Origin of the sequence: Enterobacter asburiae, assembly GCA_011754535.1 — a bacterium.
GTDB lineage: Bacteria > Pseudomonadota > Gammaproteobacteria > Enterobacterales > Enterobacteriaceae > Enterobacter > Enterobacter cloacae_N.
On record JAAQVN010000001.1, the window covers coordinates 934,850 to 952,247 of the forward strand.

At 52.6% G+C, this 17,398-nt stretch carries 13 protein-coding genes, 3 tRNA genes and 3 rRNA genes; 11 read left to right on the forward strand and 8 right to left on the reverse strand.

All coding sequences use genetic code 11. The features are described 5' to 3' along the window. Positions 1-102 precede the first annotated feature (102 nt). The 5 genes from tsaA to metN form a co-directional block, all read right to left on the reverse strand. Entirely contained in the window at positions 103-810 is a 708-nt protein-coding gene (tsaA, locus tag HBM95_04285; GenBank protein NIH42161.1) for a tRNA (N6-threonylcarbamoyladenosine(37)-N6)-methyltransferase TrmO, read from the reverse strand. Next, positions 807-1,211, reverse strand: a complete 405-nt coding sequence (gene rcsF / locus HBM95_04290; protein ID NIH42162.1) for an Rcs stress response system protein RcsF — start codon at positions 1,209-1,211, stop codon at positions 807-809. The genes tsaA and rcsF overlap by 4 nt, the downstream gene beginning before the upstream one ends. Positions 1,212-1,317: 106 nt before the next feature. Beyond that, entirely contained in the window at positions 1,318-2,133 is an 816-nt protein-coding gene (gene metQ / locus HBM95_04295; protein NIH42163.1) for a methionine ABC transporter substrate-binding lipoprotein MetQ, read from the reverse strand. A 40-nt stretch (positions 2,134-2,173) separates the two neighbouring features. Further along, complete coding sequence (gene metI, locus HBM95_04300) at positions 2,174-2,827, reverse strand: methionine ABC transporter permease MetI (GenBank protein ID NIH42164.1); 654 nt, start codon at positions 2,825-2,827, stop codon at positions 2,174-2,176. Next, on the reverse strand, positions 2,820-3,851 hold the full coding sequence (metN, locus tag HBM95_04305) for a methionine ABC transporter ATP-binding protein MetN (GenBank protein NIH42165.1): 1,032 nt from the start codon (positions 3,849-3,851) through the stop codon (positions 2,820-2,822). Before metN ends, metI begins: the two co-directional genes overlap by 8 nt. Positions 3,852-4,039: 188 nt before the next feature. Here metN and gmhB point away from each other — a divergent pair, with 188 nt between their 5' ends. From gmhB to dkgB, 8 genes are all read left to right on the forward strand, one after another. Next, entirely contained in the window at positions 4,040-4,606 is a 567-nt protein-coding gene (gene gmhB / locus HBM95_04310; protein ID NIH42166.1) for a D-glycero-beta-D-manno-heptose 1,7-bisphosphate 7-phosphatase, read from the forward strand. Positions 4,607-4,975: 369 nt separating this feature from the next. After that, positions 4,976-6,525 (forward strand): 16S ribosomal RNA (locus tag HBM95_04315). A 59-nt stretch (positions 6,526-6,584) separates the two neighbouring features. After that, positions 6,585-6,661, forward strand: a tRNA-Ile gene (locus HBM95_04320). 41 nt (positions 6,662-6,702) lie between these two features. After that, positions 6,703-6,778: transfer RNA gene (locus tag HBM95_04325), tRNA-Ala, on the forward strand. 161 nt (positions 6,779-6,939) lie between these two features. Beyond that, positions 6,940-9,870 (forward strand): 23S ribosomal RNA (locus tag HBM95_04330). 51 nt (positions 9,871-9,921) lie between these two features. Continuing rightward, positions 9,922-10,037, forward strand: a 5S ribosomal RNA gene (rrf, locus tag HBM95_04335). Together the 16S, 23S and 5S rRNA genes with 3 tRNA genes alongside form the textbook arrangement of a ribosomal RNA operon. Before the next feature lie 56 nt (positions 10,038-10,093). Next, positions 10,094-10,170 (forward strand) — tRNA-Asp (locus HBM95_04340). Positions 10,171-10,330: 160 nt separating this feature from the next. Next, entirely contained in the window at positions 10,331-11,134 is an 804-nt protein-coding gene (gene dkgB, locus HBM95_04345; GenBank protein ID NIH42167.1) for a 2,5-didehydrogluconate reductase DkgB, read from the forward strand. Positions 11,135-11,163: 29 nt separating this feature from the next. Here dkgB and HBM95_04350 read toward each other — a convergent pair whose 3' ends face one another. Further along, on the reverse strand, positions 11,164-12,069 hold the full coding sequence (locus HBM95_04350) for a LysR family transcriptional regulator (protein NIH42168.1): 906 nt from the start codon (positions 12,067-12,069) through the stop codon (positions 11,164-11,166). Positions 12,070-12,173: 104 nt separating this feature from the next. On the opposite strand from HBM95_04350, the gene HBM95_04355 reads away from it, so the two are divergent. The 3 genes from HBM95_04355 (at position 12,174) to HBM95_04365 (ending at position 15,136) form a co-directional block, all read left to right on the forward strand. Further along, positions 12,174-13,349 carry an MFS transporter gene (locus HBM95_04355; GenBank protein NIH42169.1) on the forward strand — a complete coding sequence of 392 codons (1,176 nt, stop codon included), beginning with the start codon at positions 12,174-12,176 and terminating at the stop codon, positions 13,347-13,349. A gap of 136 nt (positions 13,350-13,485) precedes the next feature. Continuing rightward, on the forward strand, positions 13,486-14,286 hold the full coding sequence (locus tag HBM95_04360) for an endonuclease/exonuclease/phosphatase family protein (GenBank protein ID NIH42170.1): 801 nt from the start codon (positions 13,486-13,488) through the stop codon (positions 14,284-14,286). A 76-nt stretch (positions 14,287-14,362) separates the two neighbouring features. Beyond that, complete coding sequence (locus HBM95_04365) at positions 14,363-15,136, forward strand: methyltransferase domain-containing protein (protein NIH42171.1); 774 nt, start codon at positions 14,363-14,365, stop codon at positions 15,134-15,136. A 51-nt stretch (positions 15,137-15,187) separates the two neighbouring features. Here the strand turns inward: HBM95_04365 and mltD are convergent, their stop codons facing one another. Further along, entirely contained in the window at positions 15,188-16,552 is a 1,365-nt protein-coding gene (mltD, locus tag HBM95_04370) for a murein transglycosylase D (GenBank protein ID NIH42172.1), read from the reverse strand. A 68-nt stretch (positions 16,553-16,620) separates the two neighbouring features. Beyond that, positions 16,621-17,379: a hydroxyacylglutathione hydrolase gene (gene gloB / locus HBM95_04375; GenBank protein NIH42173.1), complete on the reverse strand. Its 759-nt coding sequence runs from the start codon at positions 17,377-17,379 to the stop codon at positions 16,621-16,623. Positions 17,380-17,398 lie beyond the last annotated feature (19 nt).

The following is a 17,398-nucleotide window of genomic DNA, read 5'->3' on the forward strand; positions in this document are numbered from 1 at the left end:
TTCCATTTCGACGATTGGAACAGGCTGAAACACCAGCCTGACACAAAAAAAGTGGTTTAGTTTACCAGTGTGGCAAAGATGCCAAAAGAGAGGAGAACAAAATTACCTGGGTTCAAGGGCAAACACTTCGAAACCTGCCCCGGTGACGCGCCAGCGCACGTTAAAATCCAGCAGCCAGACGGCGTACGTTTTTCCTGCTTCCTCTTCTTTACGGTAGGCCGGACGGGGGTCCTGTGCCAGAACTTCAGTGATGAAATCCCGTAAGCGAGGATAGCGTTTCTCCAGTTGACCAAGCTGCGCGGTTATCTCAGGCGTAAAATAAACAGGCATATCCGCCTGCGGTGCGTCCTGAGCATAGCTTGCACGCGCGTCCGGGAGGGCTTCGGCGAAGGGCAAATAGGGTTTGATGTCGATAACCGGCGTGCCGTCGACCAGGTCCAGACTGCCCAGCTCAAGTATGACCTGTTCCTTCTGGCAACGTATGCCCTTCAGTTCAACCAGCGACATCCCGATCGGATTTGGACGGAAGGTCGAGCGAGTCGCAAACACGCCCATTCTCGCATTTCCGCCCAGGCGCGGGGGACGCACGGTGGGACGCCAGCCGCCTTCCATTGTCTGGTGAAAGACAAATACCACCCATAAGTGGCTGAACGCCTCAAGCCCGCGTACTGCATCGGCCTGGTTATAAGGCGCCTGAAGATGAAGCTCGCCGCTGCCGCTGGTGACCAGACCTGGCTGGCGGGGTACGGCAAACTTCTCTTTATACGGAGAGTGGATAACGCCTATCTGCTCAAAATGAAATGCACTCATTTCGCCGTGATGTTCAGCGCAGAACCGATGCAAACCGCCTGACGGTAGCAGCCCGGCGTGCCGCTGGTGACTTCGCAGCTGTGCAGCAGCACCGCGTTAGCTTTCATTTTTGCGGCGTTAATCTGCATACGTTTGCGCGCTGTCGGGATATTCGGTGGAGAGTCCTGATTGGTTGCCTGACAGGATTCACCGCTCACTTCACCCAGTTCACGGAACGGTTTGCCGACCAGTTCGTCAGCTTTGGTGATAATGCGAACCGGCGCAGGGCGAACCACTTTCGGTTTCGCAGGCTCAGTTTTTGGCGGGGTTGCCGTGCTTTGAACAGGTTCAACAGGAGATCTGCTTAGCATAGAACAGCCGCTCAGCATGAGTGCTAAAAGACAGATCGGTAAAGCACGCATAATAATTCCTCAATGGATAATCAAAACGTCAGATATTGAATCAGGTGACTGCACAAATGACAAGACGGGCATAAGCCCGTCCTGATGATATTACACTGAGGTGAGATTACCAGCCTTTAACAGCGCCGCCGTTAAACACTTTGTTGGCTTCCTGGTAAACTTCATCAGACTGATAGGCCTGAACGAACTTCTTCACGTTTTCCGCGTCTTTGTTATCTTCGCGAGTCACGATCAGGTTAACGTACGGGGAGTCTTTATCTTCAACGAAGATACCGTCTTTTGCTGGCGTCAGGCCAATCTGGCTGGCGTAAGTGGTGTTGATAACGGCCAGGGCAATCTGTGCATCGTCCAAAGAACGCGGCAGCTGCGGTGCTTCCAGTTCAACAATTTTCAGATTTTTCGGGTTCTCAGTGACGTCCAGAACGGTTGGCAGCAGGCCAACACCGTCTTTCAGTTTGATCAGGCCCACTTTCTGCAGCAGCAGCAGGGAACGACCGAGGTTGGTTGGATCGTTAGGTACGGCAACCTGAGAGCCCGGCTGCAGTTCGTCCAGCGATTTAATTTTCTTAGAGTAACCGGCAATAGGGTAAACGAAGGTGTTACCCACACCCACCAGTTTATAACCGCGATCTTTGATCTGCTGATCCAGGTATGGCTTATGCTGGAAGGCGTTGGCGTCGATATCGCCCTTGCTCAGCGCTTCGTTCGGCAGAACGTAATCATTGAAGGTCACCAGCTCAACGTCCAGACCATATTTCTCTTTCGCCACTTTCTGAGCAACTTCAGCAACCTGCTGTTCGGCACCCACGATAACGCCCACCTTAATGTGGTTTGGATCTTTTTCGTCCTGACCGCAACCCACCAGTGCCAGAGAGCCAATCAGCGCGCCTACTGCTGCAAGGGTCTTTAATTTAAACGCCATGTTTTATCCTTAACTCGTCGAGTTTGTGTTGTGTGTAACGTTATTTGTGAGTAACGGTCCGGACGATGCGATCGCCGGAGAACTGGATTAAGTAAACCAGAACAACCAGCAATACCAGAACGGTATTCATCACGGTAGCGTTATATCCAATATAGCCGTACTGGTAACCAATCTGTCCTAAACCGCCAGCACCAACTGCACCGCCCATTGCGGAATAACCGACCAGCGTGATGAGCGTGATGGTTGCCGCGTTCACCAGGCCCGGCAGTGCTTCAGGCAGCAGAACCTTGCGGACGATCTGCATCGGCGTGGCACCCATCGCGCGGGAAGCTTCGATTAAACCGGTTGGGATCTCCAGCAGGGCGTTTTCCACCATACGGGCGATAAACGGCGCTGCGCCTACGGTCAGCGGAACGATAGCCGCCTGCAGACCGATAGAGGTTCCGACGATCACGCGGGTAAATGGAATCATCCACACCAGCAGAATAATGAACGGGATAGAACGGAAGATGTTCACCAGCGCAGAGAGCGTACGGTAGAGTTTTGCGTTCTCAATGATTTGACCCGGACGCGTCACGTAAAGCAGTACGCCCACCGGCAGGCCAATTACAAAACCAAAGAAACCCGATACGAAGGTCATTGCCAGCGTTTCCCAAACGCCGCGAACCAGCAGCCACATCATCGGCTCAGACATAACCCAGTACCTCTACTTTTACGTGGTGTTCTTGCAGCCAGGCGATTGCTGCCTGGGTTTCTTCTTGGGTGCCGTGCATTTCCGTCAGCATGATGCCGAACTTCACGCCACCGGCGTAATCCATCTGCGCGCTAATAATGTTGTTGTTCACGTTAAAGCGACGCGCAGTTTCGGAAAGAAGGGGAGCGTCAACGGACTGACCGGTAAACTCCATGCGCAGCATCGGGACGCTGTCTGCTGTGGATTCGGTTTTCAAACGCTCCAGATAATCTTCCGGAATATCCAGATGCAGCGTGGACTGAATGAACTGCTGCGCAAGCGGCGTCTTCGGATGGGAGAACACTTCGCTTACCGTATCCTGCTCGATCAGCTCGCCGTTGCTGATGACCGCCACGCAGTCGCAGATGCGTTTCACCACGTCCATCTCGTGCGTAATAAGAAGGATCGTCAGGCCCAGGCGACGGTTAATGTCTTTCAGCAGTTCCAGAATAGAACGTGTGGTGGCCGGATCCAGCGCGCTGGTGGCTTCGTCGCACAGCAGTACTTTTGGGTTGCTGGCCAGCGCGCGGGCAATGGCGACACGCTGCTTCTGCCCACCGGACAGATTTGCCGGGTAGCTATCATGCTTATCGCCCAGACCCACGAGGTCGAGCAGTTCGGTAACGCGACGCTTCACTTCTTCTTTCGGCGTGTTATCCAGCTCCAGCGGCAAGGCGACGTTGCCGAACACGGTGCGGGACGCCAGCAGGTTAAAGTGCTGGAAGATCATGCCGATCTGACGACGCGCTTTGGTGAGTTCTTTTTCTGAAAGGGCGGTAAGTTCCTGACCGCCAACTTCTACGCTGCCCTGGGTTGGGCGCTCAAGCAGGTTAACACAACGGATCAGCGTGCTTTTACCTGCACCCGATGCGCCAATGACGCCATAAATTTGACCAGCAGGAACATGCAGGCTGACGTTGTTCAGCGCCTGAATGGTTCGGTTCCCCTGCTGGAACACTTTGGTGATATTGGAAAGTTTAATCATTAGATTATTTTTATCGTATGTAAGTTAGCCGTGGCATTTTCTTCTGCCAGATACGGGTGATGACCGTAAACAAAACGGATGTTAAGGCATCCAGACGTCTAAATCAATCCAACTCTGTACGATGAGCACTTTATTGCGCTGCGATTCATGAGATACTAGCTCAACAGGCCTTTTTCAGGAGCAAACCGGTGGCAAAATCAGTACCCGCAATTTTTCTCGATCGTGATGGCACTATTAATGTGGATCACGGTTATGTGCATGAGATCGATGAGTTCGAATTTATCGACGGCGTTATAGAGGCAATGCGCCAGCTGAAAGAGATGGGCTATGCGCTGGTGGTGGTCACCAATCAGTCTGGTATTGCGCGCGGTAAATTCACTGAAGCACAGTTCGAGACGCTGACCGAATGGATGGACTGGTCGCTGGCCGATCGCGGCGTGGATCTCGACGGCATCTACTATTGTCCGCATCACCCGCAGGGTACGGTAGAAGAGTATCGCCAGACCTGTGACTGCCGTAAACCGCATCCGGGGATGTTCATCTCTGCGCAGGAGTTTCTGCACATTGATATGTCTGCTTCTTATATGGTGGGCGATAAACTGGAAGATATGCAGGCAGCAACAGCAGCGGGTGTAGGGACCAAAATATTAGTTCGCACCGGTAAGCCAGTGACGCCAGAAGCGGAAAATGCAGCGGATTGGGTGATTAATAGCCTGGCTGAGCTGCCGAATGAGATAAAAAAGCATCAAAAATAGCCTCTCTGGCGAAAAGGTGAGCGGTCGAAATAAAAATGTATATTTCCCCTTGTCATTCCTCGGCAGCTCCCTATAATGCGCCTCCATCGACACGGCGGATGTGAATCACTTCACAGACAACCCGGTCGGTTGAAGAGAAAAAATCCTGAAATAACGGGTTGACTCTGAAAGAGGAAAGCGTAATATACGCCACCTCGCAACGGTGAGCTGAAAGCCGCGTTGCACTGCTCTTTAACAATTTATCAGACAATCTGTGTGGGCACTCAAAGTGACATGGATTCTTAACGTCGCAAGACGAAAAATGAATACCAAGTCTCTGAGTGAACATGCGTAATTCATTACGAAGTTTAATTCACGAGCATCAAACTTAAATTGAAGAGTTTGATCATGGCTCAGATTGAACGCTGGCGGCAGGCCTAACACATGCAAGTCGAACGGTAGCACAGAGAGCTTGCTCTCGGGTGACGAGTGGCGGACGGGTGAGTAATGTCTGGGAAACTGCCTGATGGAGGGGGATAACTACTGGAAACGGTAGCTAATACCGCATAACGTCGCAAGACCAAAGAGGGGGACCTTCGGGCCTCTTGCCATCAGATGTGCCCAGATGGGATTAGCTAGTAGGTGGGGTAACGGCTCACCTAGGCGACGATCCCTAGCTGGTCTGAGAGGATGACCAGCCACACTGGAACTGAGACACGGTCCAGACTCCTACGGGAGGCAGCAGTGGGGAATATTGCACAATGGGCGCAAGCCTGATGCAGCCATGCCGCGTGTATGAAGAAGGCCTTCGGGTTGTAAAGTACTTTCAGCGGGGAGGAAGGCGATAAGGTTAATAACCTTGTCGATTGACGTTACCCGCAGAAGAAGCACCGGCTAACTCCGTGCCAGCAGCCGCGGTAATACGGAGGGTGCAAGCGTTAATCGGAATTACTGGGCGTAAAGCGCACGCAGGCGGTCTGTCAAGTCGGATGTGAAATCCCCGGGCTCAACCTGGGAACTGCATTCGAAACTGGCAGGCTAGAGTCTTGTAGAGGGGGGTAGAATTCCAGGTGTAGCGGTGAAATGCGTAGAGATCTGGAGGAATACCGGTGGCGAAGGCGGCCCCCTGGACAAAGACTGACGCTCAGGTGCGAAAGCGTGGGGAGCAAACAGGATTAGATACCCTGGTAGTCCACGCCGTAAACGATGTCGACTTGGAGGTTGTGCCCTTGAGGCGTGGCTTCCGGAGCTAACGCGTTAAGTCGACCGCCTGGGGAGTACGGCCGCAAGGTTAAAACTCAAATGAATTGACGGGGGCCCGCACAAGCGGTGGAGCATGTGGTTTAATTCGATGCAACGCGAAGAACCTTACCTACTCTTGACATCCAGAGAACTTAGCAGAGATGCTTTGGTGCCTTCGGGAACTCTGAGACAGGTGCTGCATGGCTGTCGTCAGCTCGTGTTGTGAAATGTTGGGTTAAGTCCCGCAACGAGCGCAACCCTTATCCTTTGTTGCCAGCGGTCCGGCCGGGAACTCAAAGGAGACTGCCAGTGATAAACTGGAGGAAGGTGGGGATGACGTCAAGTCATCATGGCCCTTACGAGTAGGGCTACACACGTGCTACAATGGCGCATACAAAGAGAAGCGACCTCGCGAGAGCAAGCGGACCTCATAAAGTGCGTCGTAGTCCGGATTGGAGTCTGCAACTCGACTCCATGAAGTCGGAATCGCTAGTAATCGTGGATCAGAATGCCACGGTGAATACGTTCCCGGGCCTTGTACACACCGCCCGTCACACCATGGGAGTGGGTTGCAAAAGAAGTAGGTAGCTTAACCTTCGGGAGGGCGCTTACCACTTTGTGATTCATGACTGGGGTGAAGTCGTAACAAGGTAACCGTAGGGGAACCTGCGGTTGGATCACCTCCTTACCTTAAAGAACCTGCCTTTGCAGTGTCCACACAGATTGTCTGATGAAAAACAGCAGTAAAAATCTCTGCAGGCTTGTAGCTCAGGTGGTTAGAGCGCACCCCTGATAAGGGTGAGGTCGGTGGTTCAAGTCCACTCAGGCCTACCAAACTCCTTTTAAAGGATGAGCGGTACAGAGATTAAAACGATGGGGCTATAGCTCAGCTGGGAGAGCGCCTGCTTTGCACGCAGGAGGTCTGCGGTTCGATCCCGCATAGCTCCACCATCTTTTACTGCGAACACAAGAAAACTTCAGAGTGAACCTGAAAAGGTGCACTGCGAAGTTTTGCTCTTTAAAAATCTGGATCAAGCTGAAAATTGAAACGACACACATGTTATGTGTGTTCGAGTCTCTCAAATTTTCGCAATCAGAAGTGAAACATCTTCGGGTTGTGAGGTTAAGCGACTAAGCGTACACGGTGGATGCCCTGGCAGTCAGAGGCGATGAAGGACGTGCTAATCTGCGAAAAGCGCCGGCGAGGTGATATGAACCTTTGACCCGGCGATGTCCGAATGGGGAAACCCAGTGTGATTCGTCACACTATCGTTAACTGAATACATAGGTTAACGAGGCGAACCGGGGGAACTGAAACATCTAAGTACCCCGAGGAAAAGAAATCAACCGAGATTCCCCCAGTAGCGGCGAGCGAACGGGGAGCAGCCCGGAGTCTGAATCAGCTTGTGTGTTAGTGGAAGCGTCTGGAAAGTCGCAGGGTACAGGGTGATACTCCCGTACACGAAAATGCACAGGCTGTGAACTCGAAGAGTAGGGCGGGACACGTGGTATCCTGTCTGAATATGGGGGGACCATCCTCCAAGGCTAAATACTCCTGACTGACCGATAGTGAACCAGTACCGTGAGGGAAAGGCGAAAAGAACCCCGGCGAGGGGAGTGAAAAAGAACCTGAAACCGTGTACGTACAAGCAGTGGGAGCACCTTCGTGGTGTGACTGCGTACCTTTTGTATAATGGGTCAGCGACTTATATTCTGTAGCAAGGTTAACCGTATAGGGGAGCCGAAGGGAAACCGAGTCTTAACTGGGCGTTAAGTTGCAGGGTATAGACCCGAAACCCGGTGATCTAGCCATGGGCAGGTTGAAGGTTGGGTAACACTAACTGGAGGACCGAACCGACTAATGTTGAAAAATTAGCGGATGACCTGTGGCTGGGGGTGAAAGGCCAATCAAACCGGGAGATAGCTGGTTCTCCCCGAAAGCTATTTAGGTAGCGCCTCGTGAACTCATCTTCGGGGGTAGAGCACTGTTTCGGCTAGGGGGCCATCCCGGCTTACCAACCCGATGCAAACTACGAATACCGAAGAATGTTATCACGGGAGACACACGGCGGGTGCTAACGTCCGTCGTGAAGAGGGAAACAACCCAGACCGCCAGCTAAGGTCCCAAAGTCATGGTTAAGTGGGAAACGATGTGGGAAGGCACAGACAGCCAGGATGTTGGCTTAGAAGCAGCCATCATTTAAAGAAAGCGTAATAGCTCACTGGTCGAGTCGGCCTGCGCGGAAGATGTAACGGGGCTAAACCATGCACCGAAGCTGCGGCAGCGACACTATGTGTTGTTGGGTAGGGGAGCGTTCTGTAAGCCGTCGAAGGTGGCCTGTGAGGGCTGCTGGAGGTATCAGAAGTGCGAATGCTGACATAAGTAACGATAAAGCGGGTGAAAAGCCCGCTCGCCGGAAGACCAAGGGTTCCTGTCCAACGTTAATCGGGGCAGGGTGAGTCGACCCCTAAGGCGAGGCCGAAAGGCGTAGTCGATGGGAAACAGGTTAATATTCCTGTACTTGGTGTTACTGCGAAGGGGGGACGGAGAAGGCTATGTCAGCCGGGCGACGGTTGTCCCGGTTTAAGCGTGTAGGTGTGTGTTCCAGGCAAATCCGGTTCACTTTAACACTGAGGCGTGATGACGAGGCACTACGGTGCTGAAGTGATAAATGCCCTGCTTCCAGGAAAAGCCTCTAAGCATCAGGTAACACGAAATCGTACCCCAAACCGACACAGGTGGTCAGGTAGAGAATACCAAGGCGCTTGAGAGAACTCGGGTGAAGGAACTAGGCAAAATGGTGCCGTAACTTCGGGAGAAGGCACGCTGATATGTAGGTGAAGCCCCTGCGGGTGGAGCTGAAATCAGTCGAAGATACCAGCTGGCTGCAACTGTTTATTAAAAACACAGCACTGTGCAAACACGAAAGTGGACGTATACGGTGTGACGCCTGCCCGGTGCCGGAAGGTTAATTGATGGGGTTAGCGGCAACGCGAAGCTCTTGATCGAAGCCCCGGTAAACGGCGGCCGTAACTATAACGGTCCTAAGGTAGCGAAATTCCTTGTCGGGTAAGTTCCGACCTGCACGAATGGCGTAATGATGGCCAGGCTGTCTCCACCCGAGACTCAGTGAAATTGAACTCGCTGTGAAGATGCAGTGTACCCGCGGCAAGACGGAAAGACCCCGTGAACCTTTACTATAGCTTGACACTGAACACTGGTCCTTGATGTGTAGGATAGGTGGGAGGCTTTGAAGCGTGGACGCCAGTCTGCGTGGAGCCGTCCTTGAAATACCACCCTTTAATGGCTGGTGTTCTAACGTGGACCCGTAATCCGGGTTGCGGACAGTGTCTGGTGGGTAGTTTGACTGGGGCGGTCTCCTCCCAAAGAGTAACGGAGGAGCACGAAGGTTAGCTAATCCTGGTCGGACATCAGGAGGTTAGTGCAATGGCATAAGCTAGCTTGACTGCGAGAGTGACGGCTCGAGCAGGTGCGAAAGCAGGTCATAGTGATCCGGTGGTTCTGAATGGAAGGGCCATCGCTCAACGGATAAAAGGTACTCCGGGGATAACAGGCTGATACCGCCCAAGAGTTCATATCGACGGCGGTGTTTGGCACCTCGATGTCGGCTCATCACATCCTGGGGCTGAAGTAGGTCCCAAGGGTATGGCTGTTCGCCATTTAAAGTGGTACGCGAGCTGGGTTTAGAACGTCGTGAGACAGTTCGGTCCCTATCTGCCGTGGGCGCTGGAGAATTGAGGGGGGCTGCTCCTAGTACGAGAGGACCGGAGTGGACGCATCACTGGTGTTCGGGTTGTCATGCCAATGGCACTGCCCGGTAGCTAAATGCGGAAGAGATAAGTGCTGAAAGCATCTAAGCACGAAACTTGCCCCGAGATGAGTTCTCCCTGAGACTTTAAGTCTCCTGAAGGAACGTTGAAGACGACGACGTTGATAGGTCGGGTGTGTAAGCGCAGCGATGCGTTGAGCTAACCGATACTAATGAACCGTGAGGCTTAACCTTACAACGCCGAAGGTGTTTTGGCGGAAGAGACAGAAGATTTTCAGCCTTGATACAGATTAACAGAATTTGCCTGGCGGCTTTAGCGCGGTGGTCCCACCTGACCCCATGCCGAACTCAGAAGTGAAACGCCGTAGCGCCGATGGTAGTGTGGGGTCTCCCCATGTGAGAGTAGGGAACTGCCAGGCATCAAATTTAGTAGTAAGCCGGTGCATTAATCCGGTGGTTACAAGCAGTCTTCGGTGGAGCGGTAGTTCAGTCGGTTAGAATACCTGCCTGTCACGCAGGGGGTCGCGGGTTCGAGTCCCGTCCGTTCCGCCACTTATTAAAAGCCCTGAGCTAACGCTCAGGGCTTTTTTCTTATCTATCGTTTAATTATTGCTAAATTAGCAAAAATCCTCTGCATTTTGCGATCTTTTTCTCCATAACAGCGCCAGCGATAATCTTCCTCACTTTACGAACATAATGATTGAGGAATAGTATGACTCTCCCTGCATTTGGTCTGGGCACCTTCCGCCTGAAAGACGACGTTGTTATCGCATCAGTTAAAACCGCTCTTGAACTTGGCTATCGCGCAATTGATACGGCACAGATCTATGAAAACGAAGCTGCTGTTGGACAGGCTCTCGAAGAGAGCGGTGTACCGCGCAATGAGCTGTTCATCACCACCAAAATCTGGATAGAAAATCTCAGCAAAGACAAGCTCATCCCAAGCCTGATAGAGAGCCTGAAGAAACTGCGCACCGATTATGTCGATCTGACGTTAATTCACTGGCCATCGCCGAACGATGCCGTTTCAGTGGAGGAGTTCATGCAGGCGCTGCTGGAAGCGAAAAAGCAGGGCTTAACCCGCGAAATTGGGTTCTCGAACTTCACCATTCCGCTGATGGAAAAGGCGATTGCCGCTGTTGGCGCTGAGAATATTGCGACCAATCAGATTGAGCTCTCCCCCTATCTGCAAAACCGCAAAGTCGTGGACTGGGCAAAACAGCACGGGATCCACATCACCTCATACATGACGCTGGCCTACGGTAAGGCGCTGAAAGATGAGGTGATTACACGTATCGCAGAGAAACATAACGCCACTGCTGCGCAGGTTATTCTGGCATGGGCAATGGGTGAAGGCTATGCCGTGATCCCATCATCAACTAAGCGTGAAAACCTGGCCAGCAACCTGCTAGCGCTCGATCTTCATCTGGATGACGATGACAAAAAAGCGATCGCAGCCCTGGAGTGCAACGATCGCCTGGTAAGCCCGGAAGGTTTAGCTCCTGACTGGGATTAAGTTTGACCCACCCTCTGTCACCTGAACCCTCACACAGCTCCTCCGGGAGCTGTTTTTATATGCTCGCTCAGAAAATCAATAAAGGCACGAATGCGCGTACTCACCGCTCTGTCGCTGTAATACACTGCGCTAAAAGGCATCTCTACCGGCAGACGTTTATCGGCCATCAGCTCTACCAATTCACCCCGCGCTATCTCCTTATCAATCATATAGTCTGACAGGCAGGCGATCCCATTTCCTTCCAGGCAAAGCTGCTTCAGCGTTTCTCCGCTGTTAGACGATAATCCGCAGGTAATTTCATGAAGCTGACCATCGTGACAGGCAACAGGCCAGGTGTTCAGCGACACCGGCTCCGTAAAGCCCAGGCACAGGTGCTGCTTCAGTTCTTCAACCGTCTCCGGTTTACCATGTTCAGCAATATACTGTGGCGACGCGATAATTTTGCGGTAGCTGGCAAATAGCGGACGGGCCCGCAGGCTGGAATCCGTTAGCGTCCCTGCGCGAATAGCTACATCCACTTTTCGCTCGATGAGGTTAATAAACGTCTCGGACGAGACCAGAGAAAGCGTCATCTCCGGATAGCGTTCACGGAAAGGTTTGATTAGCGGCATCAGGAAATGAAGCACAACCGGCGTGGCCGCATCAATACGCAGCAATCCACGCGGCGTGCTGCGGGTTTCCATAATCTCCGTCTCCGCTGCGGCCATCTCCTGCAGCACCGACTGCACGCGGCGGAAATAACGTTCTCCTTCTTCCGTCAGGCTCAGCTGCCGCGTCGTTCGGTTGAGCAGACTCACGCCAAGCTTCATCTCCAGCTTTTTCACTGAACGGCTAATGGCCGAGTTAGCCTGTCCCAACTGCTCGGCTGCGCGGCTAAAGCTGCCGCTTTCGACGACGGCGACAAAGATTGTCAGCTCTTCCGACGTTGCTTTCATTGTTGCACCATCCGCAAAATTCTATTGATATTTTGACCATTTTTGTTATTTAAACACTGGCGCATACTGCCTGTCATCTTAATCCTGATGATACGGAGTATTTTATGCCACTGGCGCTACTTGCCCTGACGATCAGTGCCTTTGCAATTGGCACGACCGAATTTGTTATCGTGGGACTGGTTCCCACCATCGCTAACCAGCTTGCGATCTCGCTACCCTCAGCCGGGTTACTGGTGTCTATCTACGCCCTTGGTGTTGCCGTCGGCGCGCCGGTGCTGACGGCCCTGACTGGACGTTTTCCGCGTAAGCAGCTGTTAGTTGCGCTGATGGTGCTGTTTACCGCCGGCAACATTCTGGCCTGGCAGGCGCCGGACTACACTACGCTGGTGATTGCCCGTCTGCTGACCGGCCTGGCACACGGTGTGTTCTTCTCGATTGGTTCCACCATTGCAACCAGCCTGGTTCCCAAAGAGAAAGCGGCCTCGGCTATCGCAATCATGTTCGGTGGGTTGACCGTCGCACTGGTCACGGGCGTACCGTTGGGAACGTTTATCGGACAGCATTTCGGCTGGCGTGAAACGTTCCTGGCCGTCTCCTTACTGGGTGTTATTGCCCTCGTGGCTAGCCTGCTGCTGGTACCGTCGAATATCCCGGGCCGGGCAAGCGCAAGCCTGAGCGATCAGCTGAAGGTGCTTACCCATCCGCGTTTGCTGATCATCTACGCGGTCACGGCTCTGGGCTATGGTGGCGTATTCACCGCCTTCACCTTCCTGGCACCGATGATGCAGGACCTGGCGGGGTTCTCCCCCAACGCCGTGAGCTGGATTTTGCTGGGATACGGCATTTCTGTGGCCATTGGCAATATCTGGGGCGGCAAGCTTGCGGATAAGCATGGTGCGGTACCGGCGCTGAAGTTTATCTTCGCCGCCCTGGTCGTTCTGCTGATGATTTTCCAGTTCACGGCTTCAATGCAATACGCCGCGCTGATCACCGTACTGGTCATGGGGATCTTCGCCTTCGGTAATGTGCCCGGGCTTCAGGTTTACGTTGTCCAGAAAGCCGAACTCTATACGCCAAATGCGGTGGATGTTGCATCGGGTCTGAATATTGCCGCTTTCAATATCGGTATCGCGCTGGGCTCCATTATCGGCGGACAAACCGTCGAACACTTCGGATTAACCCAGACCCCATGGATTGGCGCGGTGATTGTCCTGGTGGCCTTCCTGCTGATTGGCCTGAGTGGACGCCTCGATAAGCCAGCCCGCGTCGCGCTGGGATAACATCAGTAAGTGCTTGCTTACAAAACTGGAAAGCGGTTTCTCAGAAATTGCGTTGAAAGTGTGACCTAAAGTCCCTATAACATTAGAACCAGTCCGTTTTCAGGGCTGGTTCATGTTACAGGGGCTGTTTCCAAAAGTGCGAAAAAATACCTATGCCATGCGTTATGTTGCCGGAATGCCCGCGGAGAGGATCTTGCCTCCGGGGTCGTTTGCGAGCATAAGCCAGGCATTACCCGCCGGCACACCGTTAAGCAGCGATGATAAAATCCGGGTGCTGGTCTGGAATATCTTCAAGCAGCAGCGTGCTGAGTGGTTATCGGTACTCAAAAATTTTGGAAAAGATGCCCATCTGGTTTTGCTCCAGGAGGCGCAAACTACCCCTGAACTGGTACGGTTTGCCACCACTAACTACCTTGCCGCCGATCAGGTGCCGGCATTTGTCCTGCCGCAGCATCCCTCTGGCGTAATGACGCTTTCTGCTGCACATCCGGTCTACTGTTGCCCGCTCCGCGAGCGCGAACCTATCCTGCGTCTGGCAAAATCAGCCCTGGTGACGGTCTACCCGCTGCCGGATACCCGTATGCTGATGGTCGTGAATATCCACGCGGTAAACTTTAGCCTGGGCGTGGATGTCTACAGTAAGCAGTTACTTCCGATCGGCGATCAAATTGCCCATCACAGCGGCCCCATCATTATGGCAGGCGATTTTAACGCCTGGAGCCGTCCGCGCATGAATGCGCTGTATCGCTTTGCGCGCGAAATGTCGCTGCGTGAAGTTCGTTTTAGCGACGATCAGCGCAAAAAAGCGTTCGGTCGTCCTCTCGATTTTGTCTTCTATCGCGGTTTGAACGTGCACGACGCCTCTGTTCTGGTGACGCGCGCTTCGGATCATAACCCTCTACTAGTTGAATTCAGTCCCGGCAAACCTGATAAATAACGGTGTGTCAGGTCTGCCGTGGGGCAGGCCTGCGCGGGTGCTGCCCTTTTATTTTTAACCAACAAAGGACAGTACGATGACAACGACACACTCCCATCATGACAACGTAGAAAAACAGTTTGGTTCTCAGGCAAGTGCCTATCTGAGCAGCGCCGTGCATGCCTCAGGACGCGATCTGGTGCGTCTCGGTGAACGCCTGGCTGCGTTCCCTCAGGCCCACGTGCTGGATTTGGGCTGTGGGGCAGGGCACGCCAGCTTCACGGCTGCGCAGCAGGTGGCTCGCGTTACCGCGTATGATTTATCCAGCCAGATGCTGGACGTTGTTGCCGAGGCGGCGAAAGCGAAGGGGCTGGACAATATTGATACGCGCCAGGGCTACGCCGAATCCTTACCTTTTGATGATGCGTCGTTTGAGGTGGTTATCAGCCGTTACTCCGCGCACCACTGGCATGATGTCGGCCAGGCATTACGCGAAGTCAAACGTGTTCTTAAGCCGGGTGGCATCTTCATTATTATGGATGTGATGTCCCCTGGACATCCGGTGCGCAATATCTGGCTGCAGACGGTCGAAGCGCTGCGCGATACCTCCCACGTGCAAAACTACGCCAGCGGTGAGTGGTTATCGTTTATCACTGAAGCCGGGCTGATTGCGCGCTCGTTAATAACAGACCGTTTACCGCTGGAGTTCAGCTCGTGGATCGCGCGTATGCGTACCCCGGAAGCGTTAAGCCAGGCGATCAGGCTGTATCAGGAGAGTGCGTCCGCAGAGGTAAAGGCATACTTTGAACTGCAGGACGATGGCTCGTTTACCAGCGATACCATCATGGCTGAAGCGCAAAAAGCTGGATAAGCAAAAAGGCACCGAGGGGAATCGGTGCCTTTTTATCTTTCGAACGTGCTATCAGGAGTCTGGCGTGGCGCTGTTCTTCACAAACAGCGTCAGCTGGTCGCCCGGTTTCAGATTGTCAGTATCATTATTCCAGCGCATCACATCTTTGATGTTCACGCCGTGTCGTTTTGCGATACTGGACAGTGAATCGCCTTTGCGCACGCGATAGGTAATGCTATCGCTGTTGCTGGCGAGACGCTGTGCGCTGCTACCTGCACCCACGGTCAAAGTCTGACCCACTTTCAGCCCTGAACTACGCAGATTATTCCACTGCTGCAGATCTTTCGCCGTCACGCCAAGACGTGAAGCAATGCCTGAAAGCGTATCACCTGAACGCACCTTATAGCTGCGGCTGCTAACGGATGAGGCATCGGCGATCAGCGTTGACTGAACGGCGGCAATCTCACCCGATGCTAAAGACTCACGTAACTGCGCAGCATGTTTCTGCGGAACCATTACATACTGCGGGCCGCTTGCCCCCAGCGTCGAGCCTTTAACGCCTGCATTAAAGGTTTTCAATTTACTTACCGACATACCCGTCATATCAGCAACCTGTTGGATATCAACCGGATTGCTGAGGCGAACGCGCGCCAGTGCACGACTTTCGTCTGGTGTTGGCAGTTGTACACCGTAACGCTTGCTGTTCTTGAGAATATCGCTCAAGGCCAGCATCTTCGGTACGTAAATCTTCGTTTCCTGTGGCAGTGAGAGCGACCAAAAATCGGTGGATTTACCCCGTGCTTTATTCGCTTTCATTGCCTTCAGTACACGACCTTCGCCACTGTTATACGCTGCGACCGTTAACAGCCAGTCGCCGTCAAACATCTTGTTCAGACGTTGCATCATGTCGAGAGCGGCTGTCGTTGAAGCGACAACATCGCGACGCGCATCATAGTTGCGGGTCTGTTTCAGACCATAGTTTCGCCCGGTGCTCGGAATGATCTGCCAAATACCTGCGGCATTGGCGCCAGACGTCGCGTGTGGGTCAAAAGCGCTCTCCACTATGGGTAGGAGTACCAGCTCCATAGGCATGTTACGTTTTTTAACTTGCCCGGCTATCCAGTACATATACGGCTCTGCCCGTAACGTTACATCGTGGAGATAGCTCTTATTTCTTAAATACTTCTGTTTCTGTTCGCGAATCCGGCTGTTTTCCGGAATTCCCATCTTTAGCTCGTCGCCAATAGAGGTCCACAAGTCTTGCTCCTGCGCGAAAGATGTCCCATCGTCCATCCAGCGCGCCGAACTTGTAAACTTCCCTGCTTCCCCTTGACCAGCTGCAGAAAGGCTCTGTGCGTGCTGTTGTACGTTGCTGCCGTTCTGCGACTGGCAACCTACAAGCAGGACAGAGGCGAGTAATATCGCTTTTGCCTTCATGTGTGTGTCAATAGTTGCTTAAAAGACGAGCGATGATAACGGCGAAATTTTGAAAAGGCAACCCGCATTTATCTGAAGTTATCTTTCTTTGACCTTAACCATGCAAATCGTTGTTCTGGTTGTTGCAAATTTGTTTCTTGGTTAATTTTATTAATTAAATCAATATCATCTGTTCGTAAAAATAAATTAATCTGGCGCTCATTTTTCAGAATTACGGGCAGTGTATTTTGGTTTTTTGCACGTAACTCCTTCACTTTGTGATAATAATCCTGAATCGCTCGATCCTCGGGTAAGAGGCTCACAGCAAACTTCATATTCCCTAATGTATACTCATGGGCGCAACAAATAAGAGTATCGTCGGGTAATGCGCTAATTTTTTGTAAAGACTGGTACATTTGTTCTGGCGTGCCTTCAAACAGTCTTCCGCAGCCGCCAGAGAACAAGGTGTCGCCACAAAAAAGATAAGGTTTGCTGTAGAAACACAGATGTCCCAAAGTGTGACCCGGTGTAGCAAATACGGAAAACTCCCACTCGCGGATGAGGATATTTTCGCCCTCTTCGACTACTTGCGTCGTTCCTTTATTTTGTGTCTCAGCCGGTCCGTAAACCACAAGATGCGGGAAATGGGCGCAGAGTTCCTGCACGCCGCCGGTATGATCGTTATGGTGATGTGTCAACAGAATGGCTTCTGGCAGCCAGTCGTTCTCATTTATAGCGCGCAGTACAGGGGCGGATTCGCCGGGATCGACAATGACGCATCGGCGAGCGTCGTCGACTAAAACCCAGATGTAATTGTCCTCAAAAGCGGGAATACTGATAAGATTCATACATTACCTCTTATAGCGT